The 22,281-nt window shown below is 39.6% G+C and carries 20 protein-coding genes; 15 read left to right on the top strand and 5 right to left on the bottom strand.

What is annotated here, in order from left to right:
• Position 1: 1 nt before the first annotated feature.
• The gene (gene nhaD, locus CVS81_RS02095) at positions 2-1,390 is read right to left on the bottom strand and encodes a sodium:proton antiporter NhaD (protein ID WP_107964943.1); all 1,389 of its coding nucleotides are present in this window, start codon (positions 1,388-1,390) and stop codon (positions 2-4) included.
• A 113-nt stretch (positions 1,391-1,503) separates the two neighbouring features.
• The gene (locus tag CVS81_RS09825) at positions 1,504-1,671 is read right to left on the bottom strand and encodes a lipoprotein (protein ID WP_012001408.1); all 168 of its coding nucleotides are present in this window, start codon (positions 1,669-1,671) and stop codon (positions 1,504-1,506) included.
• Between CVS81_RS09825 and CVS81_RS02090 the strand changes: the two genes are divergently transcribed.
• The 4 genes from CVS81_RS02090 to CVS81_RS02075 are packed head-to-tail and all read left to right on the top strand — an operon-like array spanning position 1,654 to position 7,565.
• Positions 1,654-2,154: a hypothetical protein gene (locus tag CVS81_RS02090; protein WP_194169999.1), complete on the top strand. Its 501-nt coding sequence runs from the start codon at positions 1,654-1,656 to the stop codon at positions 2,152-2,154. The two genes, CVS81_RS09825 and CVS81_RS02090, sit on opposite strands and share 18 nt — an antisense overlap.
• Positions 2,148-3,965, top strand: coding sequence for an excinuclease ABC subunit UvrC (gene uvrC / locus CVS81_RS02085; RefSeq protein WP_107964942.1), 1,818 nt, complete (start codon positions 2,148-2,150; stop codon positions 3,963-3,965). The genes CVS81_RS02090 and uvrC overlap by 7 nt, the downstream gene beginning before the upstream one ends.
• Positions 3,962-4,696, top strand: a complete 735-nt coding sequence (locus tag CVS81_RS02080; protein ID WP_107964941.1) for a hypothetical protein — start codon at positions 3,962-3,964, stop codon at positions 4,694-4,696. Before uvrC ends, CVS81_RS02080 begins: the two co-directional genes overlap by 4 nt.
• The gene (locus CVS81_RS02075; RefSeq protein WP_107964940.1) at positions 4,686-7,565 is read left to right on the top strand and encodes a histidine kinase; all 2,880 of its coding nucleotides are present in this window, start codon (positions 4,686-4,688) and stop codon (positions 7,563-7,565) included. Before CVS81_RS02080 ends, CVS81_RS02075 begins: the two co-directional genes overlap by 11 nt.
• Positions 7,566-7,623: 58 nt before the next feature.
• Here the strand turns inward: CVS81_RS02075 and CVS81_RS02070 are convergent, their stop codons facing one another.
• A complete protein-coding gene (locus CVS81_RS02070) occupies positions 7,624-7,977 on the bottom strand; it encodes a histidine triad nucleotide-binding protein (protein ID WP_004317216.1) in 354 nt (117 codons plus the stop codon).
• 118 nt (positions 7,978-8,095) lie between these two features.
• On the opposite strand from CVS81_RS02070, the gene pheS reads away from it, so the two are divergent.
• The 9 genes from pheS (at position 8,096) to CVS81_RS02025 (ending at position 18,552) form a co-directional block, all read left to right on the top strand.
• Positions 8,096-9,091 (top strand): phenylalanine--tRNA ligase subunit alpha, encoded by a 996-nt coding sequence (gene pheS, locus CVS81_RS02065; protein WP_107964939.1) that lies wholly within the window; start codon positions 8,096-8,098, stop codon positions 9,089-9,091.
• Positions 9,088-11,424, top strand: coding sequence for a phenylalanine--tRNA ligase subunit beta (gene pheT / locus CVS81_RS02060; protein WP_107964938.1), 2,337 nt, complete (start codon positions 9,088-9,090; stop codon positions 11,422-11,424). The genes pheS and pheT overlap by 4 nt, the downstream gene beginning before the upstream one ends.
• Positions 11,421-12,707: a 3-phosphoshikimate 1-carboxyvinyltransferase gene (gene aroA, locus CVS81_RS02055; protein ID WP_107964937.1), complete on the top strand. Its 1,287-nt coding sequence runs from the start codon at positions 11,421-11,423 to the stop codon at positions 12,705-12,707. The genes pheT and aroA overlap by 4 nt, the downstream gene beginning before the upstream one ends.
• The gene (locus CVS81_RS02050) at positions 12,688-13,512 is read left to right on the top strand and encodes a 4-hydroxy-3-methylbut-2-enyl diphosphate reductase (RefSeq protein ID WP_021093116.1); all 825 of its coding nucleotides are present in this window, start codon (positions 12,688-12,690) and stop codon (positions 13,510-13,512) included. The genes aroA and CVS81_RS02050 overlap by 20 nt, the downstream gene beginning before the upstream one ends.
• Before the next feature lie 80 nt (positions 13,513-13,592).
• Entirely contained in the window at positions 13,593-15,269 is a 1,677-nt protein-coding gene (locus tag CVS81_RS02045) for a 30S ribosomal protein S1 (protein WP_004317168.1), read from the top strand.
• Between the two features lie 5 nt (positions 15,270-15,274).
• Positions 15,275-15,757: a hypothetical protein gene (locus tag CVS81_RS02040; protein ID WP_107964936.1), complete on the top strand. Its 483-nt coding sequence runs from the start codon at positions 15,275-15,277 to the stop codon at positions 15,755-15,757.
• Complete coding sequence (gene serA / locus CVS81_RS02035) at positions 15,751-17,331, top strand: phosphoglycerate dehydrogenase (protein ID WP_231132542.1); 1,581 nt, start codon at positions 15,751-15,753, stop codon at positions 17,329-17,331. The genes CVS81_RS02040 and serA overlap by 7 nt, the downstream gene beginning before the upstream one ends.
• A gap of 21 nt (positions 17,332-17,352) precedes the next feature.
• Positions 17,353-17,919, top strand: a complete 567-nt coding sequence (gene efp / locus CVS81_RS02030; protein ID WP_004317246.1) for an elongation factor P — start codon at positions 17,353-17,355, stop codon at positions 17,917-17,919.
• A 24-nt stretch (positions 17,920-17,943) separates the two neighbouring features.
• Positions 17,944-18,552 carry a DUF4304 domain-containing protein gene (locus tag CVS81_RS02025; protein WP_107964935.1) on the top strand — a complete coding sequence of 203 codons (609 nt, stop codon included), beginning with the start codon at positions 17,944-17,946 and terminating at the stop codon, positions 18,550-18,552.
• Positions 18,553-19,195: 643 nt separating this feature from the next.
• Here the strand turns inward: CVS81_RS02025 and CVS81_RS02020 are convergent.
• On the bottom strand, positions 19,196-19,846 hold the full coding sequence (locus tag CVS81_RS02020; RefSeq protein ID WP_107964934.1) for a ThiF family adenylyltransferase: 651 nt from the start codon (positions 19,844-19,846) through the stop codon (positions 19,196-19,198).
• Positions 19,836-20,612: a 5'/3'-nucleotidase SurE gene (gene surE / locus CVS81_RS02015; RefSeq protein ID WP_107964933.1), complete on the bottom strand. Its 777-nt coding sequence runs from the start codon at positions 20,610-20,612 to the stop codon at positions 19,836-19,838. Before surE ends, CVS81_RS02020 begins: the two co-directional genes overlap by 11 nt.
• Before the next feature lie 102 nt (positions 20,613-20,714).
• Between surE and lpxB the strand changes: the two genes are divergently transcribed.
• Together lpxB and greA are read left to right on the top strand one after the other, a co-directional pair.
• Positions 20,715-21,749, top strand: a complete 1,035-nt coding sequence (gene lpxB / locus CVS81_RS02010) for a lipid-A-disaccharide synthase (RefSeq protein WP_107964932.1) — start codon at positions 20,715-20,717, stop codon at positions 21,747-21,749.
• Between the two features lie 3 nt (positions 21,750-21,752).
• Positions 21,753-22,238: a transcription elongation factor GreA gene (gene greA, locus CVS81_RS02005; protein WP_107964931.1), complete on the top strand. Its 486-nt coding sequence runs from the start codon at positions 21,753-21,755 to the stop codon at positions 22,236-22,238.
• The last annotated feature ends 43 nt before the right edge of the window (positions 22,239-22,281 follow it).

Raw genomic sequence — 22,281 nt, 5'->3', positions numbered from 1 at the left:
TTTAAAAGTAGATGTGAAAAATTTCAAACTGCACATACCAAACAATGAGTGATACGATGTATCCTAAAACTACCATCCATGCATATTTCATATGCGCACCAAAGGTATAAATTCCTTTTAATTTACCCATTACTCCAACGCCAGCTGCTGAACCAAAGCTGATCATCGAACCACCGATACCAGCTGTAAGTGTCACTAGTAGCCACTGACTCATAGCCTCGCCCGCATCAGCTCCCATAGCTGGATTTGCTTTTAGAACGGCTGACATAACAGGGACGTTATCAACGACTGCTGAGAGGAAGCCAACTCCGATATTTACAGGTGTTGAGCCAAATTTATCATAAAGTGACACAGCGTAATTTAAAAATCCAGCGAAGTGAAGAGCGCCAACTGCAGCTAAAATTCCAAAAAAGAAAAATAGCGTGTTGTTCTCGATCTTTGACATGTAGTGAAAGACATTCATAGGCTCTTCATCTTTGTGAGCTTTTTTGAAATAATATGTATAAAGGCTAAACAGCGAGAAGCCAAACATCATGCCCCACATAGCTGGTAAGTGAAACAACTGGTGCATCATAACTGCACAAAAGATAGTAAATGCACCTATGAAGATAACCGCTTTACCGCCTTTTTTCATAACCACTTTTGGCTCATTTGTCACGTCAAAATGAGGCGCAGTATTTGGCACGATGCGTGAAAGTAAAAATGCTGTCACAAACCAGCCAATAAATGAAGCTGGGAAAAGTGCGAAAAAGTCTAAAAATGGTGACTTGCCAGCTGCCCAAACCATAAGTGTAGTGATATCGCCAAATGGACTCCACGCTCCGCCTGCATTTGCTGCTACGACGATGTTTATCGCACCTGCGACTAGGAAATTTGTATTATTTCTATCTATCGTTAAAAGAACTGTTGATAGGATAAGCGCTGTTGTTAGGTTATCAGCTACTGGGCTAATGAAAAATGCCAAAATTCCAGTTAGCCAAAATAGCTTTCTGTAAGTGTAGCCTTTTGAAACTAGGTTGTATTTAAGTGCGTTAAATACATCTCTTTCAACAAGTGCTTCGATAAATGTCATCGCTACCATTAAGAAAAAGACGATCTGAGCTATCTCTAAGATCAGGTGATTTACCTCGTGCTCTAGCGAATGCACATCCATGCCATTTATAAGCATATAAACACCGATTAGCAAAAACATAAAAGTGCCGATAAAAATGGCAGGTTTTGCCTTGTCGATGTGAAAATTTTCTTCTGCTGCTATGAAAAAGTATCCAACAACAAAAATGATAAGCGATAAAATTCCCGCCCATGTAGTAGTTAAGTCAATAGCCGCAGCTTCTCCGTCAGCACCAAAGGCTATAGCAAAAAACAAGCCTAGAAGTCCAAATAACCTCATATACTCTCCTTGTAAGATAAAAATTTGCGTATTTTACTTAAATGAGCCTAAAATTTAGGTTAGTTAAATTTATTAAGCTTGCATTACATTTTTATCTTACGCCAAATTTAAGATCAAATTTTATTGATCTTGTCAGTTTTTTTCTCTTTTACAGGTGCATCGCCATAAAATGGATCGTCCTTGTAGCCGCAACCACTAAGTGCAAAAAGAGCGAAAATTAAAATAAAAGATGATAAGATTGCCTTATGAAAGACGCCAAATTTATGATAGATGCTATCCACGAAAATCCTTTGTATAAAGAAAAATTAAGCATGGCAGACGAGTGCCAAGAGCTTCTTCGCCTCATGGGTAAAGCAAAGCGATTTTACATAGCTTTTTGCTACGTTAGAGAAGGCATTTTAACCTTCGTTCTCACTCATCCCTCAGGGCTTTTGGAGCTTAGACGTGATAGTAGTATAAATGATATAAAAGGGTTATTAAAAACCTTTTGCAAATTTAATAAAAATAGCATTTTTGCAAGCGTCATCGAGCCAAAACCTCTTAGCGAGATCAACTATATAAAAAATAAAAAAGAAGAAAATATAAGATTTATCGTGAGCAAATATCTAAAATTTTTCACGCCACAACCTACGCAAAGGTCAAATTTCATCATGCCAGCAAGCAAGGGCGAGTTTAAAAATTTAGCCACAAATGAGCAAATTTATAAGAAATTTGAAGAGCTAAGAGAAATTTTGCTAAAGAAAAATGAGCAGGCAAGATGCTAATAGACGAGATAAGAACGCTTCCAAATGAGCCTGGTGTATATCAATATTTTGACGCTCAAAACAGACTTTTATATGTAGGCAAGGCCAAAATTTTAAAAAACAGGGTCAAAAGCTACTTTAAATTTACCCCAAGCTTAGCTCCAGCTGAAAAGCTAAGCCCAAGAATTTCAAAGATGATAAGCGAGGCCGTTCATCTTGAATACATCGTCACGCCAAGCGAGGCAGACGCGCTCATACTTGAAAATTCATTTATCAAGCAGCTTAAGCCAAAATACAACATCTTGCTTCGTGACGACAAGACCTACCCTTATATCTTTATAAATTTAAACGATGAATTTCCTAGATTTGAGATCACTAGAAAGGTGGTCAAAGGCTCAAATATACGCTATTTTGGGCCATATTTTAGTGGAGCAGGAGAGCTTCTTGAGGCGCTTTATCTAAATTTCAACCTAGTTCAGAAAAAGTCTTGCATCAAAGGCAAAAAAGCCTGCCTTTTTTACCAGCTAAAACGCTGCTACGCCCCATGTGAGGGCAAAATTTCAAAAGAAGACTACGCCAAAATAGTCGCTGATGCCACAGCCGCTTTGCAAAATCCAAATTTGTTAATCGCTCGCCTTGAAGAGCTCATGCTAAACTACGCCAAAGCCGAAGACTACGAGCAAGCAGCCGCGACTAGAGATAAGATGCAAACGCTTAAAAATATGCAAACAAAGGTTGAAGTTGATCTAGCCAAGCTTGAGGACTTTGAGGCCTACTCAGTCGCTTGCGTGCATGATATGATCTGCGCGGTGAGATTTAGCGTGCAAAGTGGCAAGATAACAGGCGTAAAAACTGATATCACGCAGGCTAAAAACGCTCAAAAAGACGAGATAAACGAGGCTTATAAGCAGGCCATTTTAAAAAGCTTTATCGCTGGTCAGCCAATAATCAGCACCAAAATTTACGTCCATGAGGACTTTGAAGATAGCGAGCTGGTGGAGGAAATTTTAAACGAGAGATTTGGACGTAAATTTAGCATCACATGCCCAAAAATAGGCGATAAGCGTAAAATTTGCGAGATAGCTACAAAAAACGCTGAAGTTAGCATCGAAAAATACCTAAAAACGCACGATAACGAGCTACTAAACGAGATAAAAGAGTATTTTAATCTTGCTCACACGCCTTACGTGGTCGAAGCTTACGACAACTCACACCTTTTTGGCGAGGCGAGTGTTGGGGCGATGGTGCGCTATGAGCATGGAGAGTGGGCAAAGCAAAACTACCGCCACATGCATCTTGGCTCCAAAAACGACTACGATCAGATGAGAGAGAGCCTAACTGCCAGAGCACTTAGGTTTGACAAGCTTAGCCCGCCTGATCTTTGGGTTATTGACGGTGGCGAAGCACTTTTAAATTTAGCCTGCGAAATTTTAGCAAGTAGCGGCGCAAACGTCGATGTGATCGCTATCTCAAAAGAAAAAATAGACGCCAAAGCTCACCGCGCAAAGGGCGAGGCAAAAGATAAAATTTATACAAAAAATGGCAGCTTCAGTCTAAGCACGAGCGATAAAAAGCTGCAGTTTTTCCAAAAAATGCGCGATGAGAGCCATAGATTTGTCATCAGTTTTCACAGAAAAACAAGACAGAAAAACGATATGCAAAGATCAGTGCTAAGACAAGCTGGCGTTTCTGAGGGCAGTATCGCGAAATTAATCAGCTTTTACGGAAGTTTTGATAAAATCAGCGAAGCAAATTTAGACGAAGTGGCAAAAATAACAAACAAAAGCGTGGCAGCAAAGCTTTTAACGCTCAAAGAAGGAAATTTGAAGTGATAATATACGACAAAAACGGTCAAATTTTAGCGATGGGAGATATCTCTCTTGGTCTGCTTGAATTTAAAGATATAAGGGAGTTTTTAAGCGAGCATAAAGACATTGACGAGCTAGTTTTAGACTACAAAGAGTCTGGAGTTTTTATAGATTATCTAGCTAAAAGACCAAATTTAAGAGTAAATTTAAAGACCAAAAACGGCAAAATTTTAAACGCAACGCTTAAATTTTCAAAGATCAGCTCAGTAAAAAATGAAGAGTATTTTGAGCTTTTGATCCTTGATCAAACAGAAATTTACAGCCAAAACCAGCAAGCTGCGATAAAAGCAAAGACAAAGCTTCGCTTGCCAAATTTAAAGGTAGATGAAAAAGAGCTTTTGGATAAAGAAGAAGAGGTCTTAAACGAGAGCTGGTTTAATGAGACTGCTAGCTTTTTAAATTTAAGCAAAAGTGAGTTTGCAACCTACCTTGGTATATTTTTAAGCAAGGCAAAAGACAAGATGATCTTTATCCAAAGTGCGGTGCAAGCGCGAGATACTAAATTTTTAGAAGAGAGCATAAAGATATTAAAAGAGCCAGCGCTAAATTTAAAGATCACTCCGCTTGTGGCAAATTTCGATGCGCTACTTACCAGACCAAACAAGATCAAAAAGATCGCTCATATCAATGAAAGACTAGGCGAAATAAGCACGCTTTGCAATAAATTTTCAAAAAGGCTTGGCCATGAGGGTTAGTAAATTTTTGGTTCTTTTGCCAATATTTTTGGCTGCTATCACTTGCTTTTATAATGGCGCACTCTACTTTGATAAATTTAGGATCTCTTATGGCATAAATAGCGAGGTAAAAAGAGAAAGTTTGATAAGAAAAACCTTAGATGCGATCGTTTCAGAAAGAATTGCTTACGAAAGATATGAAAAAACTAGGTCGCCACAAGACGAGACGGCTTTAAGAGAGGCAAATGCTGCTAAGAATTTGTTTGTAAAAAGTTTATCAAATACTCTTTCTAACACACCAGATGATAAAAGGATAAGAGATAGGCTAAATGAAGTTTTAAAAAACGCAAATGCAAGTTGGGAGAGCTCTAATCTCTCGTTTCTTAGCTTTGTTGAGTTAGCAAATTCTGTCGTAGAAAGTGGGCAAATTTTATTTAGAGATGTTGCTTTAGATATTAATATGAAGCGTTATATACTCTCTTTAATCAGAGCCTATGAGCTACTTCAAAACGTAAATACCACAAAAGAGCATATCTTGGCTGTGCTTATGGGTAAAGAAAAAATTACTGAAAGTTCGTTAAAACAATCTCTAGATAGCCTTAAATACAACGATATAAATGCAAATTTACTCCCAAATGGCGATATAAAAGACAACATAATAAGAGATATAGATAGGCTTGAAAATATAGAGGTCTCTCAGGGCTATGACGAGATCCGCTTTAAGCTAAAGCTAAAAAATGAGCTAACACGTGATGAAATTTTGCAGATATATACCTTTGAAAGCAATAGAGCCAAGCTCTTTAGCAAGATAGCAAATGTCTTAAGTGACGAGCTAAAGAGACTAAATGATAACTTTAGAGTAAAGGTGCTTAGTCTAATATTTTTGATGTTTTTTCTATCGCTTTGGCTCTTTTACGCTGGCTATAAAACATACATCTGGCTAAAAGATCTGGAGAATTTAAATCAAAAAATGAAGCTTATAAGAGATGAGATTTTAAAAAGAGGTGATAGAAATCCACAAAATTTAATAGAAAGCTTCATAACCCTATATAAAGAGCTGCTTCAAAAGTATGAGCAAGAAAGAAGCTTTGCTGCGATAAAAGATAGACTGCTTGTTAGGCTAAGTAAGAAATTTTATCAAGCAAAAGAGCAGATCTTTAGCTCGGTCGCTACCCTAAAAAAAGATGAAAACGTGGTAAAAAATGAGCTTCTTTTTGAAAATTTAGAAAAAAATAGCCAAATAATCGCGCTAAATTATAGCAATATAAAAGGCTTGCTTGATAGCAAAAATGGCGAAGTTGGACTAAATTTAAAGCCATTTAACCCACAAATTTTGTTTTCAAACATCCTTGAAGCGCAGATGCCTTTCACGCAAGAAAAAAAGCTAAATTTCTTAACCTATCTTGATGCAAACATTAGCGACGAGCTAGAGGGCGATAGCGAGAAGATAAGTGTCGTCTTTGGTTCTATCATGCAAGCTGTCGTGACAAAATGCGATAAATTTGCCAACTTGATAGTGGAGATAAAAAATGTCAGCGACGCTCTTAGCCAAAGTGGTCTTTTGCTAATCGAAACAAAGATAAGGACAAATCAAATTTTCATAAATGAAGAGCAGATAAAAGCACTAAACGCAGAAGATGAAAATGAGATAAATGACGAAGAGAGCGAGTTTTATCTAAGACTTGCCGGCTTTTATCTAAAGCTTTTTAACTCAAGCCTTGATGTAAGCACGCTTGGCGGAGCTGGTAATGAGTTTAAATTTATCCTTAGTCTAAAAAAAGTGCAAAAACTGCAAAATTTCAGCCTAAATCACGAGCTAAGGATCGCGTATCTGCCTGATATAAATGCAAAATATAATGAATTTTTCGCAGCCACTTTAGAAGATATGGGGCTTAGGTTTCAAAATATCATCTCAAACAACCAAGCACTAGCGAAAAACTACGACATCGTCTTTGCAAGGCAGAGTGCTAGTAAAAATATAAATATAAAAAATGCGGTCTTGCTAAAAGATCCACTCACGCCACTTAGCGTTGCGCGGCTTGTCTATATGGAGAAAAATAGGGGCGAGAGCTTGGCTGAAGAGAAGGTGCTCTTTTTGCTTTGCGACAAAAACCCACTTAGCCTTGAGATGTTTTCACGTGCTTTTAGCTTCTTAGACTGCGAAGTCATAGGCGTTAGCAGCCACAAAGAGCTTAAACAAGCACTTCTTTTAAATAGATTTAACGCAGTCTTTATCGATGCTTCATTTTTTGAAAATGGCGTGGCAAATTTCGTAAAAGAGATAAGATCGCTTCAAGAAGAGAAGATAAATTTAGTCGCTGTGGTCTCAAACACCTCAAATATCCCTGAAAGAGAGCTGCTGCCAGCGTTTGATGAGAAGATCAGAAAGCCTTTTAGCAAAGATGAGCTAAATCAAATTTTGCCTAAATTTATAAAAAACTATAAGCCAAGTAAAGAAAATAGATACTTTAGCAAAAATGAAAATATAGTGATTTATAAGAGCACGAAGCTTGAAAATAAGATATTTGCTGGCGCTCTTGGTGAGTTTCAAAACACGCTTGAGGTCGCAAATAGCTTTAGCGAGCTTTTGATAAAGATAAAGACAAAACCTTGCTCACTAGCGCTTGTAGATGAAACGGCGGAGGGCTTTGATATAAAAGAGCTTTTAGCCACGATATCTGAGCTTAGAGCTGGGCTAAAGTTAGATGCTAGAGTGCTTCTTTTTAGCAACAACTTAGAGCTTAAAAACCAAAAAGAGTATATAAAAATCCTATCTCCAAGCGTGAGCAAGATAGAGCTTACAAACTTCGTAAAATCAGAGCTTGGCGAGATAAATTCGACCCAAAATGAACTAAAGAGCAACTTTAAGTTTATAAAATTTAAGGTTTGAGTTTTGAAGTAAAATTTTGAAGTAAAATTTAGACTCAAAAAGAGTCTAAATTTTATTTTTAAAATGTGCTTTGTGGATCAGCTACGCCTTCGCTCCAGCCAAGTTTTGCGCCAGCAAGTAGGTGAAAATGCAGGTGCATAACCTCTTGACCGCCGTTTTCACCGCAGTTTGTTATGAGGCGGTAACCGCTCTTATCAACACCCATTAAGCTCGCCACTTCTTGGATAAATTTAGTCATCTCACCCATCAAAACTGGATCCATCTCTTGGAAGTTTTTGTAGTGTTTTTTAGGGATGATGAGGATGTGGATCGGCGCTTTTGGGTTGATGTCGTTAAAAGCTAGAAATTTCTCGCTTTCAAGCACTTTGTTACAAGGAATTTCACCGGCAACGATCTTTTCAAATATGGTCATTTTAGCTCCTTTGAAAGTTTGAGAAATTATATCAAAGTGTGCTTAAATTTCGCGCTTTTTATCTTGATTTTAACTCTTTTTCTATAAAATCGATGCAAAAATTCATAAAGGTAAAAAATTGCAAGATTTCATTAATAAAATCAAAAATGAAATTTCAACTCTTGATGATCTTGAGAAGGTCAGGGTAGAAATTTTTGGCAAAAAGGGCATCTTGGCGCAAGGCTTTGCAAAGCTAAAAGAGCTTGGCGAGGATGAGAAAAAGGAATTTGCAGCAAATTTAAATAAGCAAAGAGATGAGCTAAGCGCGCTTATCGAGGCGAAAAAGGCCGAGCTTAGCGAGCAAGAGATAGATAAAAAGATGAAAAAAGAGGCCGCTGATATCACGCTCTTTAACGAGCCTGTTGCTAGCGGGGCGCTGCACCCAGTAATGGACACGATGGATAAGATAATTGAGTATTTTTTAGCTCTAAATTTCTCACTTGAAACTGGACCGCTTATAGAAGATGATTTTCACAACTTTGAGGCGCTAAATTTACCAAAATACCACCCAGCAAGGGATATGCAAGATACGTTTTACCTAGATGATTTTAGACTTTTAAGGACGCATACGAGCCCAGTTCAGGTGCGAACTATGCTAAATCAAAAGCCACCTATCCGCATGATAGCGCCAGGCACGGTCTTTAGACGTGATATGGACTTAACGCATACACCGATGTTTCACCAGGTAGAAGGCCTTGTGGTGGAAGATGCTGAGAAAGTTAGCTTTGCAAATTTAAAATCAATGCTAGAGGGCTTTTTAAAGCACATGTTTGGCGACGTTGAAGTGCGTTTTCGCCCTAGCTTTTTCCCATTTACGGAGCCTAGTGCAGAGGTTGATATTAGTTGTATATTCTGCCATGGCAAGGGCTGCAGGGTGTGCAAGCAGACTACTTGGCTTGAGGTGCTTGGATGCGGAGTTGTTGATCCAAATGTATTTAAGGCGGTTGGCTATAAAAATGTAAGTGGATATGCCTTTGGCCTTGGCGTTGAGAGATTTGCGATGTTGCTTCATAGAGTGCCTGATCTAAGGTCACTTTTTGAGGGAGATTTAAGATTGTTGGAGCAGTTTAAATGATAATTTCAAAGCATTGGTTAAACGAGTGGGTCGACCTTAGCGAGGTTAGCGGCGAGACACTTTCAAAGACATTAAATTCAATCGGTTTAGAAGTTGATAGTTATAAAGAGATAAATTTACCAAAGAGTATTGTAGTTGGCTACGTAAAAAGTAGAGAAAAGCACCCAGATGCCGATAAACTAAGCGTTTGTCAGGTTGATGTTGGTAGCGAAACGCTTCAGATCGTGTGTGGGGCTAAAAACGTCGAGGCTGGTCAGTTTGTGCCAGTTGCGCTAATTGGCACGACGATGCCAAATGGTCTTGAGATCAAAAAGGCAAAGCTAAGAGGCATCGAGTCATGCGGTATGATCTGCTCTTCAACTGAGCTAGGGCTACCTAAGACAAATGACGGCATCTTGCCACTTGATGAGAGTATCGGCAAGCTAAAACTTGGCACAAGTCTTGGCGAATTTGAAGCGTTTAAAGATGTGATCATCGAGGTTGATGTCACAGCAAATAGGGGCGACTGCCAAAATTTACACGGCATCGCAAGAGAAATTTGCACCGCGCTTGATCTAAATATGAAAGATAGCCACGAAAATGAAGATAGCGAAAATTTACTAGGCATCGGCAGGATCGCATCTGTGCGAACCGAAGATAAGGTAAATGGCTCGTTTTTGTATAAAGCATTTGAGCTAAAAAATGCATTAAGTGAAAATTTACTAACTCGCTTGAGGCTAGCTTTAATTGATTGTCAAAAGACAAATTTAGTAGAAAGACTGCTTGAATACGCGACATTTTGCACGGGCGTCTTGTTTAGAGCTTATGATCACGCTAAGCTTGTGGGCGAGGGCGAAAAAGCAGTTTTTGACATCAAAAATGGCGAAAATGGCGAGTGTGTGGTCTTTTGCGAGGATAAAAATTTAGGTGTTGCTGGAATTTACCAAAGCGATGAAGCCAGGGTCGATGAGGGCTCAAAGGTGATCTTGGTAGAGGCTAGCTACGTAAAACCAGATGTTGTCTCAAAGGCCATTTTTGAAAATAAAAATTTACCAAAAGGCGATCAAGTTTATCGCTCAAGCCGTGGCAGCGAGCCAAATTTAGCTTACGGGGCGGACTATCTTTTTAAAAGGCTAGCTAGCTTTAAAGATAGCTTAAGTCTTTTTGCGGGCTCACAACAATCACTTCTAAACACCGAGCCTATCACGCTTAGCATCTCGCTTGGCGAGCTTAAAAATATGATCGGTCAAGAGGTTGCTAGAAACGATGTCGTTAAAATTTTAAAGAAACTTGGCTTTGAGATCGCGGTAAATGTCGAGCAAGAGAGCTTTAATGTAAAAGTGCCGTTATTTCGCCACGACATCGTAAATTCTCATGATATCTGCGAGGAGATAGTGAGGATAATAGGTATCGACAATATCACCTCAACGCCGCTAAATTTCTCTGAGAAAAATAGGCTAAATAAGACATATTTTGACTATAAAAATGCTTTAAATTTAAGGCACCGTGCAGCCGACAATGGTTTTTTTGAAAGCGTACACTACGTATTTGACAGCCTTGATGAGCTAAGTGAGCTAAATTTCAAACCTTGCAAGATCAAGATACTAAATCCTATAAACAACGAGCTAAACACGCTTAGACCAGCGCTCGTAAATCACCTCCTAAGCTCAAGCGAGAAAAACATCAAAAACTCAAAACGCTCAGTTAGGCTTTTTGAGCTTGGCGAAGTTTTTGACGAAAATGCAAACCAAGGCCTAAATTTAGGCTTTGTCGTATCTGGACTTTTAAAAGAGCCAACACTTATAAACGGTGCAAAGGGCGAGGAGGCAAATTTCTACGCATTTGCAGCGATGGTGCAAAATGTCATAGGTAAATTTAAGCTAAAACCTTGCCGCGAAATATCGTATCTTAGCCCATACGAGCAGGCACACATCTATCAAAATGGCGAAAAGATCGGCTATATCGGCAGAGTCGATGCAAGAGTAGAGGCAAAAAGGGATCTGCCTAAAACTTATGTCTGTGAGATTGATTTTGCGAAGCTTAAATTTGAGCCGATCTTAGCAGTGCCATACTCAAAATTCCAAAGCACAACAAGGGATCTTAGCCTAATCGTACCTGAAAATTTCGAGGCTGGACGAATTTATGAGTGCATAAGAGGGCTAAATTTAAAAGAGCTAAAAGAGTTCTTGCCGGTTGATATCTATAAAGATGCAAAACTAAATGGCGCGATCAGCCTTAGCCTTAAATTTACATTCCAAGATATGGAAAAAACGCTCGAAGATGACGATATAAACGCGCTTATGGATAAAATTTTAAGCGAGCTAAAAGAGAAACTAAATATCGGAATAAGATGAGAATTTATCCATTAGAAAAAAGTCTAAATTTAACCATCGACGACATCGCAGCTGACAAGTCTATCTCGCATAGATGCGCGATGTTTTCGCTTTTAAGCGACAAGCCATCTCGTGTTAGAAACTACCTAAGAGCAGGCGACACGCTAAATACCTTAAAAATAGTCGAGCTCCTTGGCGCAAAGACCGAAGATAACGGCGCTGAAATAACGATCACTCCGCCACAAAAGATAAAAGAGCCAAATGAAATTTTAGAGTGTGGCAACTCAGGCACAGCAATGAGGCTTTTTATGGGACTACTAGCCGCGCAGGATGGCTTTTTTGCGCTAAGTGGCGATAAATACTTAAATTCTCGCCCGATGGCAAGGATAGCAAAGCCTCTAAATGATATGGGTGCAAAGATAGATGGTGCAAACAATGCAAATAACGCTCCTCTTTGTATAAGAGGGACTAAATTTGAAAGGTTTAGTTTTGAGAGCAAGATCGCCTCAGCTCAGGTAAAAAGCGCGCTTTTGCTAGCGGCTCTTTACTCAAATGGTTGCAAATTTAGCGAGCCAGAGCTAAGCAGAGACCATACTGAGCGCATGCTTGCAGGCATGGGAGCTGATATAAAGCGTGACGGCCTAGAGATCACGCTAGAGCCGATGAAAGGCCCACTTACGCCACTTGACATAGACGTGCCAAATGACCCAAGCTCGGCATTTTTCTTCGCAGTCGCAGCTCTGATTATCCCAAATTCGCATATCATTTTAAAAAATATCTTGCTAAATAAAACTCGCATCGAAGCTTACAGAGTTTTAGAAAAAATGGGCGCTGAGATAAAATTTCACAAAACCTCAAGCAAATACGAAGATATCGGCGATATTGAGGTTAGATACTCGCCAAATTTAAAAGGTGTAGAGGTTAGCGAAAATATCTCGTGGCTCATCGACGAAGCCCCAGCCTTAGCCATCGCATTTGCCTGCGCTAAGGGTCAAAGCAAGCTAACAAATGCAAAAGAGCTTCGCGTAAAAGAGAGCGACAGGATAGCCGTCACGATAAATGCGCTAAAGCAGTGCGGTGTCGATGCTAGCGAGCTTGAAGATGGCTTTGTCATAAATGGCTCTGAGGCTAAATTTGCCACGATCGATAGCCACGGAGATCATAGGATCGCCATGAGCTTTGCCATACTTGGACTAAAATGTGGTATGCAGATAGAAAAGAGCGAATTTATCGCTACTTCGTTTCCAAATTTTGCTGAAATTTTAAAGAAAATGGGAGCTAGAGTTGAAGATCGAGCTTGCTAGTAGTTATGGCTTTTGCTTTGGCGTAAAAAGGGCAATAAAGATAGCTGAAAACGCCGGAGATGCCGCAACTATCGGTCCGCTCATCCATAACAACGAAGAGATAAATAGGCTTGAGAAAAACTACAATGTAAAGACGCTTGAGGGCATAGATGAGCTAAAAGATGAGAAAAAGGCGATCATCCGCACTCATGGCATCACTAAAAACGACCTTGCAGAGCTAAAAAAGACCGATATAAAAGTGATTGACGCAACTTGTCCATTTGTGACAAAGCCACAGCAAATTTGCGAAAAAATGAGTGAAGAGGGCTATGACGTGGTGATCTTTGGCGACATGCATCACCCAGAGGTAAAAGGCGTGAAGTCGTATGCCAAGGGCAATGTCTATGTCGTACTTGAAGAGAGCGAGCTAGAGGGCATTAAATTTAAGCAAAAGGTCGCGCTCGTTAGCCAAACTACTAGAAAAGTTGAGAAATTTATGCAGATCGCAAACTATCTCATGCTTCATGTAAAAGAGCTGCGCGTTTTTAACACGATCTGCAATGCGACATTTGAAAATCAAGAGGCTGCTAAAAATTTAGCAAAAAGAGCTGACGTGATGATAATCATCGGCGGAAAAAACAGCTCGAACACAAAACAACTCTACCTAATATCTAAAAATTTCTGCGAAGATAGCTATCTCATTGAAAGCGAAGAAGAGCTTGAAAGATCATGGTTTGATGGCAAAAATTTATGCGGTATAAGTGCGGGTGCTAGCACGCCTGACTGGATCATACAAAAAGTCGTTGATAGAATCAAAAAAGTATAAAATTTATCCTAGCTAAAGCCACAATTAACTATAATAAGCCAATTTGCCTCTACTGGCATAATAAAATTTAAAGGATCAAGATGGCTGTGAACAAAAGTGTTCAATTAGGAAAAGCAAAAGACGAAGATATCGAAGATATCGATTTTGCTGCGATGTTAGAGGAGTCTTTTAAAAAGACTGAAGAAGATAGTGACGCAAAGATCGTCAGTATCAATGGCGATGAGGTTTTAATCGACGTTGGCAAGAAGTCAGAAGGTATTTTAAATGTTTCTGAGATCACTGATGCAAACGGCAACCTGACGCATAAAGTTGGCGATACGATCAAAGTTGTAATAACTGGATCAAGAAATGGAAGACCTATAGTGTCGCACAAAAAAGCACTTAGAAAAGAGAAAGTTAAAGCTTTCATCGAAGCTTACGATCCTGAAAATTCTGGCGAAATCGACGTAAAAGTAGTTGGAAAAAATAAAGGTGGTTTTATCACTCAAGACGCAAATGGCGTAGAATTTTTCTTACCAAGAACGCACAGCGGATTTAAAAACGCTGAGGGTGTAGTTGGAAAATCATACAAAGTAAGAGTTATAAAAGTTGATAAAGAAGAGAACAGTATCGTTGTCTCAAGAAAGAAAATTTTAGATGACGATCGCAAAAAACGCAAAGAAGCTCTATCAAACATAGTAGAAAACGATAGTGTTATAGAGGGCACAGTTAAGAAAATCACAACTTATGGTATGTTTGTTGATGTTGGCGGTGTAGATGGACTTGTGCATTACAGCGAGATAAGCTACAAAGGCCCAGTAAATCCTAGCTCTTTATACAAAGAAGGCGATAAAGTTTTAGTTAAAGTTATCAGCTATGACAACGAAAAACGCCACCTATCTCTATCTATCAAGGCTGCTACTCCAGATCCTTGGGAAGAGATCATAAATGATGGTCTAGAAGTTGGCGATACTATCAAAGTAACAGTTAGCAATATCGAGCCTTATGGCGCATTTGTCGATCTTGGAAATGATATTGAAGGATTTTTACACATATCTGAAATTTCATGGGATAAAAATATCAAAAATCCAAAAGATCACATCAGCGAAGGTCAAGAGATCGATGTTGAGGTTATCGAAATAGACGCAAAAGGACACCGCTTAAGAGTGAGCCTTAAAAATTTACTTCCAAAGCCATTTGATGAATTTAAAGCTAAATTTAAAGAGGGCGACGTAGTAAAAGGCGTTGTGACAACTATCACAAATTTTGGTGCATTTGTTAGAGTAGGCTGCGTTGAGGGCTTGCTACACAACGAAGATGCATCTTGGGATAGAAATGATAAGTGCAAAGATATGTTTAAGGCTGGCGATGAGCTAGAAGTAAAGATCATCAAGATCGACAGCGCTGAGCAAAAAATTTCTCTAAGCCTAAAAGATCTAAAACAAAGCCCAGTTCAGGCATTTGCTAATAAATTTAGTGTAGGCGACATCGTAAAAGGAACGATCCGTGACATTAAAGACTTCGGCGTATTTGTCGAGCTTGGCGATAATGTTGATGCGTTAATTCGCAAAGAAGATCTAGGCAGCGTAGATGCTAGCACGTTAAAGATCGGCGATGAGATCGAAGCTGCTATCGCATTTATTGATGAGAAGAAAAATAGAATTCGCCTAAGCATACGCCGTTTAGCAAAACAAAAAGAGCGTGAAGTGTTAAATGAGATCAACGACAACGACGACAAAGTAACACTTGGCGACATCATAAAAGAACAATTACGCTAGTATAAATGGGCAGACGCACGCTTTTATCAGTAGTTGTTCTGCTTTTTGTGATATTAGGTTTGGTTGGAGTTTATCTTGTTAAATTTGCAAGCGTAAATTTCAGCCAAACTACTGAAAAAAATATTACAAGTGAGCAAAATATAACCAAAAATACAGCCGGCAGTGAAAACTGGATCAACGAGCTGGCAACTATTAAGAAAAAAGATTACGTATTGCCCGTAAATGAAATTTTTATAGAATACAACCGACCTAAGATAGAAAAGCCAAAGATCACAGCATACGAACTTTTGATAGATAAAAACGACATCTACTCTATGTTCTGCTTGATGCAGACTTTGCGAAATAGCGAGGTTGATTTTACTGTAGTAAGAGATGGGGCTAAGAGCCAGATCTTTTTAAATACTCAAGACTCAAAGTTGCTTCAAAATATCATACTGCAGCTAAGAGTTTACGATATCCACTCAAGTGTGAGAGAGGTAAAATTATGAAAACTATCATTGTTTGCGATGCGATACACCCAGTAGGTTTTGAACTTTTAAAAAAAGAACAAGATATAAATGTAATAGACGCAGTTAATACCCCCAAAGATGAGCTTTTAAAAATTTTAGGTGAGGCTGATGTGGCTATCACTAGAAGCTCTACTGAGGTAAATGAGGCGTTTTTAGAAGCTGGTAAAAAACTAAAAGCTATCGTTAGAGCTGGTGTTGGCGTGGATAACGTTGATATAGATGGCTGTTCAAGAAGAGGCATCATCGCTATGAACGTCCCAACTGCAAATACTATCGCAGCAGTTGAGCTAACTATGGCACACATGCTAGCGGCTGCAAGATCGCTTGAATACGCTCATAACGATCTAAAACTAGATAGAATTTGGAAGCGTGAGAAGTGGTATGGAGTTGAGCTTTTTAAAAAAAGACTTGGTGTGATCGGTTTTGGTAACATCGGCTCAAGAGTAGCAGCTCGCGCAAAAGCTTTTGGCATGGATATTATCGCGTACGACCCATATATCGATCCATCTAAAGTCATCGATATGGGCGGCACTTATACTAAAAATTTTGATGACATCTTGGCATGTGACTTCATCACGATCCACACTCCAAAGACCAAAGAGACAACCGATATGATCGGCGCTAAAGAGATAGCAAAGATGAAAGATGGCGTAAGGCTTATAAACTGCGCTAGAGGTGGTCTTTATAACGAAGAGGCGCTTTATGAAGGGCTAAAAAGTGGCAAGATAGCATTTGCTGGCATTGACGTTTTTACAAAAGAGCCAGCGACAAGCCATCCGCTTCTTGATCTAAATAATGTAAGCGTCACACCGCATCTTGGGGCAAATACCCTTGAGTCGCAGCGAAATATCGCAGTAGAGGCAGTCGAGCAGGCTATCTTGGCAGCACGTGGCATAAGCTATCCAAACGCTTTAAATTTACCTATAAAAACAGAAGATCTACCGCCGTTTGTTGAGCCTTATATCGATCTTACAAGCAAGATGGCATTTCTTGCAGCTCAGATAAACAAAAGTGCCATCAAAGCTATCCGTATAGAGACTCACGGGCAGATTGGCGAATATGCAAATTCAATGCTAACTTTTGCGATCGTGGGCGCTTTAAAAGAGAGTCTTGGCGATGCGATAAACTACGTAAATGCTAAATTTTTATGTGATGAAAAAGGCATAACTACCGAAACTAGCACAGGTGGAGATAGCATCTTTAAAAACAAGATCACAGTTCGTCTTACGACTGAAAATGGCATCGTAAGCGTTGGCGGCACGGTGTTTGGTGAAAATCAACAACGCATCGTAACCGTAAATGGCTTTAAGACTGACTTCAAGCCAAAAGGCAAGATGATCATCTTTAAAAACCACGACGTACCAGGCGTTATCGCTCAGATCAGTAAAATTTTAGCTGACGAGAAGATAAACATCGCAGACTTCCGTCTTGGCAGAGATGAGCACGGCATGGCGCTTGCGGTCATCTTGGTCGATGAACATATAAAAACAGAAACGCTAGAGAGATTAAACGCACTTGAAGCTTGTGTTTGGGCTCAATACGCAGTTATATAACAAATTACGAAAGGATAAAAAATGGCTTCATATTCAATGGGCGATCTAAAAAAGGGACTAAAGATCGAGATCGACGGCGTTCCTTATAAAATCGTAGAATATCAACACGTTAAACCGGGCAAGGGCGCAGCTTTTGTTCGTGCAAAGATCAAATCTTTTGTCGACGGAAAGGTCCTTGAAAAGACTTTTCACGCAGGCGATAAGTGCGAGCAGCCGCATCTTGAAGAAAAAGAGATGCAGTACCTCTATGATGATGGTGAGTTTTGCCAGTTTATGGACACGACTACTTACGAGCAAGTTGCGATCAGCGACGAGGATGTGGGCGATGTTAAAAAATGGATGATCGATGGCATGATGGTTGAAATTTTATTTCACAACGGCAATGCTATCGGCGTTGAAGTGCCACAAGTAGTCGAGCTCAAGATAGTTGAAACTCCACCAAATTTCAAGGGTGACACACAAGGCGGCAAAAAGCCAGCTACTCTTGAGAGTGGCGCGGTAGTTCAGATACCATTTCACGTACTAGAAGGCGAGGTCATCCGCGTTGATACCGTTCGTGGTGAGTACATCGAGCGCGCAAATAAATAATCATACATCTGGCGCGTTAAATTTATGAAAGAGAAATTTGACGAGCTTATCGCTCTGCTAAAGCCGCTATTTAAGGATAATGGCTTTAGCAAGAGCGCCTTAAATTTCTACAAAAATACTCCAAATTTTATCTATGTTATAAATTTTCAAAAAAGCAGCGGCAATAGCTCAGAGCGCACAAGATTTTATATAAATTGCGGCATTTATGGCTCGTTTATAGAGGCTACCCTTGGCAAAGAAGTGCTTAGCAAGCCAAAAGAGTATGAGTGCCACTTTAGAGCTAGAGCACATGAAATCACTCACACATCTGCTGCATACTACGAGCTAGAGCTAGATAGTGACATGGCTAAAATTTATGAAAATGTGGTAAATGACCTTGGTTTTGTTTTTAAATTTTTTGAGCAAAATAGCTCTGAAGAAAATTTAATAGAGCTAATGCTCGAACAAAACGGCCTTGCAGCGATAAATCAGCTCTACGAATATCTTTTGATAAAAGATATAAGTGAAATTTTGATCTCTCATGCCAAAAGGCTCTTTGCAAAGTATGGCAGCGAAGCAAGGTGGGGTAAATTTGAAAACCAGATAAATGAGCTACTTAGAAAATATAAAAAAGATGAGTTAAATTTTAAATGATAAATCGCATTTGGTTGTAAAAACAGCAAATACGATCAGATAAATATGTAAGCTTTGCGTCTATTTTAAATTTTTATTTATTTAAACTACTTACTAAAATTTAGGACTTATAAATTTAAAGCTATATTTATAAATTTACTATCTATCAAATTTTGAAGCTTCACTCACCCATAAGAATTGACTATTAAAATTCCTCATTCATGAAATTTTAAAATTTGCCAGAGATTTTCTAAAAACAAAAAACATGCGGCACGATAATACTATCGCTTGCACCTTGAACGTGCGAGAGGTTTTCACTCTGGCTTTGTCTCGTAACTGCAAGCAGACGTGAGGTCTAAAGAGGGATAAAGGGATGTGGTTTCGTGTTTATCTTGCAGTTGCGAGTCTGAGAAGCAAAATTTAAGCCCCCTTGTCTCCATTTTGAATAAAAAGAAATTTGAAAATTTAATCAAGCTATTTTTACAAATTTTAAAAATCCATTTACTAGCAAGAATTGACTACTAAAATTACTCGTTCACAAATTTTTAAAATTTGCTAGATGCTCATCTTGGATTGTTAAATTAGTCTCTTGTAGAGCTGGCTATTAAATTTATCCAAAATGCCAGCTCTAATTTGAAATTTTGCTCGGAGTGTAAATTTAGACTTACTGTTCAACTATCTTTTTAACAGCTAGTGAGGCTAAATTTAATCCAAAGCAGGCAGTCACACCCATGAAGCTTCCAAGTGGCTTGCAAAGTGGCTCTTCTGTTGAAAAGACCACGTCAAATTTGCCGCTAAAGCCTGATTTTTTGAGCTCATATCTATATTTTCTAGCTAGTGGATCGACCGAAGTTTTCCAAACACAGGCCACCTTGATCTTGGTTGGATCAACCCTTTTTGCCCCACCCATTGAGGCTATAAATTTGCTAGGATCTACCGCATTTGCAAGGGCGATCTTGGCGGTGATATCATCGATCGCGTCGATCACCACGTCAAATTTACTAAAGTCAAATCCAGCGACAAACTCAGGCGTGATCAACGTCTGAATAGGCGTGATACAAGGATAAATTTTGGCAAACTCCTCTACCTTTATGCCGCCAACGTTTTCGCTGTAAATTTGGCGGTTTTGATTTGTTATGTCAAAGATGTCTTTATCAATCAGTGTGATGCTTCCAACCCCGCTTCTAGCAAGTGCATCCACGCACATCCCACCAACGCCTCCGGCTCCACAAACTAGCACTTTTGCGCTTTGAAGCTTGCTAAAACCATCATCGCCAAAGAGCCATCTTATCCTTGTAAATCTATCATTTTGCATCAAATTTCCCTTTTAAGCTCTCCAAGCTCTCGTATGAAGTCATGTTTAGTTTTATGGGCGTTATTGTGGCAAAGCCCTCATTTACCTTGCTGATGTCGCTTGGCTCGCCTTTTTCGTATTCAAGTGCGGCATTTCCAAGCCAGTAGTACTCGATGCCTCTTGGGTTGCGATTAAGCGTGGCATGCGTGGCGTAAGTGCGTCTGCCAGCTGGCACGACGGCATAACCTTTGAAATTTTTGCTGGTTGTGGCTGGGATATTTACATTTAGAAATTCTCTTTGATTTAGCGAAATTTCATCATTTAGCACCTTTGGTACGACAAATTTAACGATCTCTTTTGCTAGCTCAAAGCCAAGTTCATTTAGTGAGTTGTTTTCATAAAACTGCGAAAAAGCGATGCTTCTAATGCCTTGCAAAACGCCCTCCATCGCCGCTCCACACGTGCCAGAGTAGGTGATATCTTCGCCCAAATTTGCCCCGTGATTTATGCCGCTTATCACTAGATCTGGTTTTTTATTATAAAGTGCATGAAGTGCGAGATAGACGCAGTCGCTGGGCGTTGCGTCGTCAAGTTTAAAAAAGCTATCATCAAGTTTTATAAACCTAAGAGGCCTTGTGAGCGTCAAAGAGTGAGCGCAGGCTGATTTTTCAGAGCTTGGAGCTACGATCGTGACATTTACGCCATCTAGCTCACTTAAAGCTTCTTTTAAGGCAAGCAGGCCAGTCGCCTCAAATCCATCGTCATTTGTTATCAAAATTTCTTTCAAATTTTATCCTTTAAAGGGTTGGATTTTATCACAGCTTTCTTAAAATTTTAAAGAATTTTTGCGTATAATGCCCCCAAAAAAAGACCTGATGAAAGTGTGTAAATGAAAATTTTAGTCTCCGCTCTTGAGCCATCGGCAAATTTGCATTTAAAAGAAGTTTTAAAAAATTTCGAGGGCAAATTTGAGCTAATGGGAATTTTTAGCGAAGAGCTTGGTATGCCATATATGAAAAGCAGCGAGTTTTCAGCGATGGGCTTTGTCGAGGTTTTGCCACTTATTTTTAAGGCAAAAAAGGCGATGAAAGTGATGAGCCAGATGGCAAAAGAGGCTGATGCAGTGCTACTAATCGACAGTCCAGCCTTTAACCTGCCGCTTGCAAAGGCGATAAAAGAGGCCGGCGCAAAAGCAGCCGTGACATACTACATCTTGCCTCAAGTTTGGGCGTGGAAGCCAAAAAGAGTGAGCGTGGTTGAGAGATATTGTGACAACCTAGCTTCGATCCTGCCTTTTGACTCTAAATTTTACAGCCGCTCGACCTACGTGGGGCATCCTTTGATGGATGAGATAAAGCTTAAGAAAACTAGCCTAAGTAGCAGCGGCAAAGTGGCGTTTTTGCCAGGATCAAGAAGGTCAGAGATTTCTAGGCTGATGCCAGTTTATAGAGAGCTTGCTAAAAAGATAGAGGCAAAAAGGCTACTTGTCGTGCCGTCATTTTTGCTTGATAAAGTGGGCGAAATTTATGGCGATGTTAGCGATTTTAAGATCGTCTCAAACACGCCAGAAGCCTTGTATGAGAGCGATTTTGCTTTTGTCTGCTCTGGCACTGCTACGCTTGAAGCAGCGCTCATTGGCACGCCATTTGTGCTAGCATATAAGGCAAAAGCGATAGATGTTTTCATCGCTAGAAAATTTGTAAAGATCAAGCACGCGGGACTTGCAAATATAATGTTTGACTTCATGGGCAAAGAGCCGCTTCATGAGGAGTTTATCCAAGAGTTTGCAACGGCTGAAAATTTGCTAAGAGCCTACAAGAGCTGCGATAGGCAAAAATTCTTAAAAGGCTGCGATGAGCTAAGGGCTTACCTAGGGCATGGCAGCAGTAAAAATGTAGTAAAAATTTTAAAAAATATGGAGTAAAAAATGAGTGAACCAATGACAATGCACGGATACGAGAAGATAGAAGCTGAGCTAAAGGATCTAAGGCTAGTTCAGCGCCCACAAATCGTAACAGAGATCGACATCGCAAGAAGCCACGGCGATCTAAAAGAAAATGCTGAGTATCACGCAGCAAAAGAGAAGCAAGCCTTTATAGACGCTAGGATCGCTGAGCTTAGCGCACTTTTAGCAAACGCAGAGGTGATCGATCCAAGTAGCTACGAGCATGACAGGGTGAGATTTGGCTCTAGTGTTACGATAATGGACGAAGAGACCGAGGTAGAGCATACTTACACGATAGTTGGTGTGAGTGAAAGTGACCTAGACAAGGGCTATATCTCGATAAATTCGCCTCTTGCAAAGCAGCTTTTAGGCAAGGTTGAGGGCGATGAGGTAGCGCTAAATTTACCAAAAGGCAGAAGCGACGTTGAGATCGTTAAGATCTGCTACAAACCTATAAAATTTGACTAAAAAGACGAGGCAAAGAGCTAAAAACTGCTTTTTGGCTCTGCTA

Source organism: Campylobacter concisus (assembly GCF_003049065.1).
Lineage (GTDB): Bacteria > Campylobacterota > Campylobacteria > Campylobacterales > Campylobacteraceae > Campylobacter_A > Campylobacter_A concisus_BE.
Note: the sequence above shows the minus strand (reverse complement) of the source record. Positions and strands in the feature narration are given on the sequence as shown.

What these genes read in the sequence shown, in the direction of transcription:
- pheT (WP_107964938.1), top strand. Translation starts at nt 9,088, where the DNA reads ATGATAATTTCAAAGCATTGGTTAAACGAGTGGGTCGACCTTAGCGAG.
- nhaD (WP_107964943.1), bottom strand. Translation starts at nt 1,390, where the DNA reads ATGAGGTTATTTGGACTTCTAGGCTTGTTTTTTGCTATAGCCTTTGGT.
- CVS81_RS02025 (WP_107964935.1), top strand. Translation starts at nt 17,944, where the DNA reads ATGAAAGAGAAATTTGACGAGCTTATCGCTCTGCTAAAGCCGCTATTT.
- CVS81_RS02075 (WP_107964940.1), top strand. Translation starts at nt 4,686, where the DNA reads ATGAGGGTTAGTAAATTTTTGGTTCTTTTGCCAATATTTTTGGCTGCT.
- uvrC (WP_107964942.1), top strand. Translation starts at nt 2,148, where the DNA reads ATGCTAATAGACGAGATAAGAACGCTTCCAAATGAGCCTGGTGTATAT.
- CVS81_RS02090 (WP_194169999.1), top strand. Translation starts at nt 1,654, where the DNA reads ATGATAGATGCTATCCACGAAAATCCTTTGTATAAAGAAAAATTAAGC.
- CVS81_RS02070 (WP_004317216.1), bottom strand. Translation starts at nt 7,977, where the DNA reads ATGACCATATTTGAAAAGATCGTTGCCGGTGAAATTCCTTGTAACAAA.
- efp (WP_004317246.1), top strand. Translation starts at nt 17,353, where the DNA reads ATGGCTTCATATTCAATGGGCGATCTAAAAAAGGGACTAAAGATCGAG.
- CVS81_RS02045 (WP_004317168.1), top strand. Translation starts at nt 13,593, where the DNA reads ATGGCTGTGAACAAAAGTGTTCAATTAGGAAAAGCAAAAGACGAAGAT.
- CVS81_RS02040 (WP_107964936.1), top strand. Translation starts at nt 15,275, where the DNA reads ATGGGCAGACGCACGCTTTTATCAGTAGTTGTTCTGCTTTTTGTGATA.
- CVS81_RS02020 (WP_107964934.1), bottom strand. Translation starts at nt 19,846, where the DNA reads ATGCAAAATGATAGATTTACAAGGATAAGATGGCTCTTTGGCGATGAT.
- aroA (WP_107964937.1), top strand. Translation starts at nt 11,421, where the DNA reads ATGAGAATTTATCCATTAGAAAAAAGTCTAAATTTAACCATCGACGAC.
- greA (WP_107964931.1), top strand. Translation starts at nt 21,753, where the DNA reads ATGAGTGAACCAATGACAATGCACGGATACGAGAAGATAGAAGCTGAG.
- lpxB (WP_107964932.1), top strand. Translation starts at nt 20,715, where the DNA reads ATGAAAATTTTAGTCTCCGCTCTTGAGCCATCGGCAAATTTGCATTTA.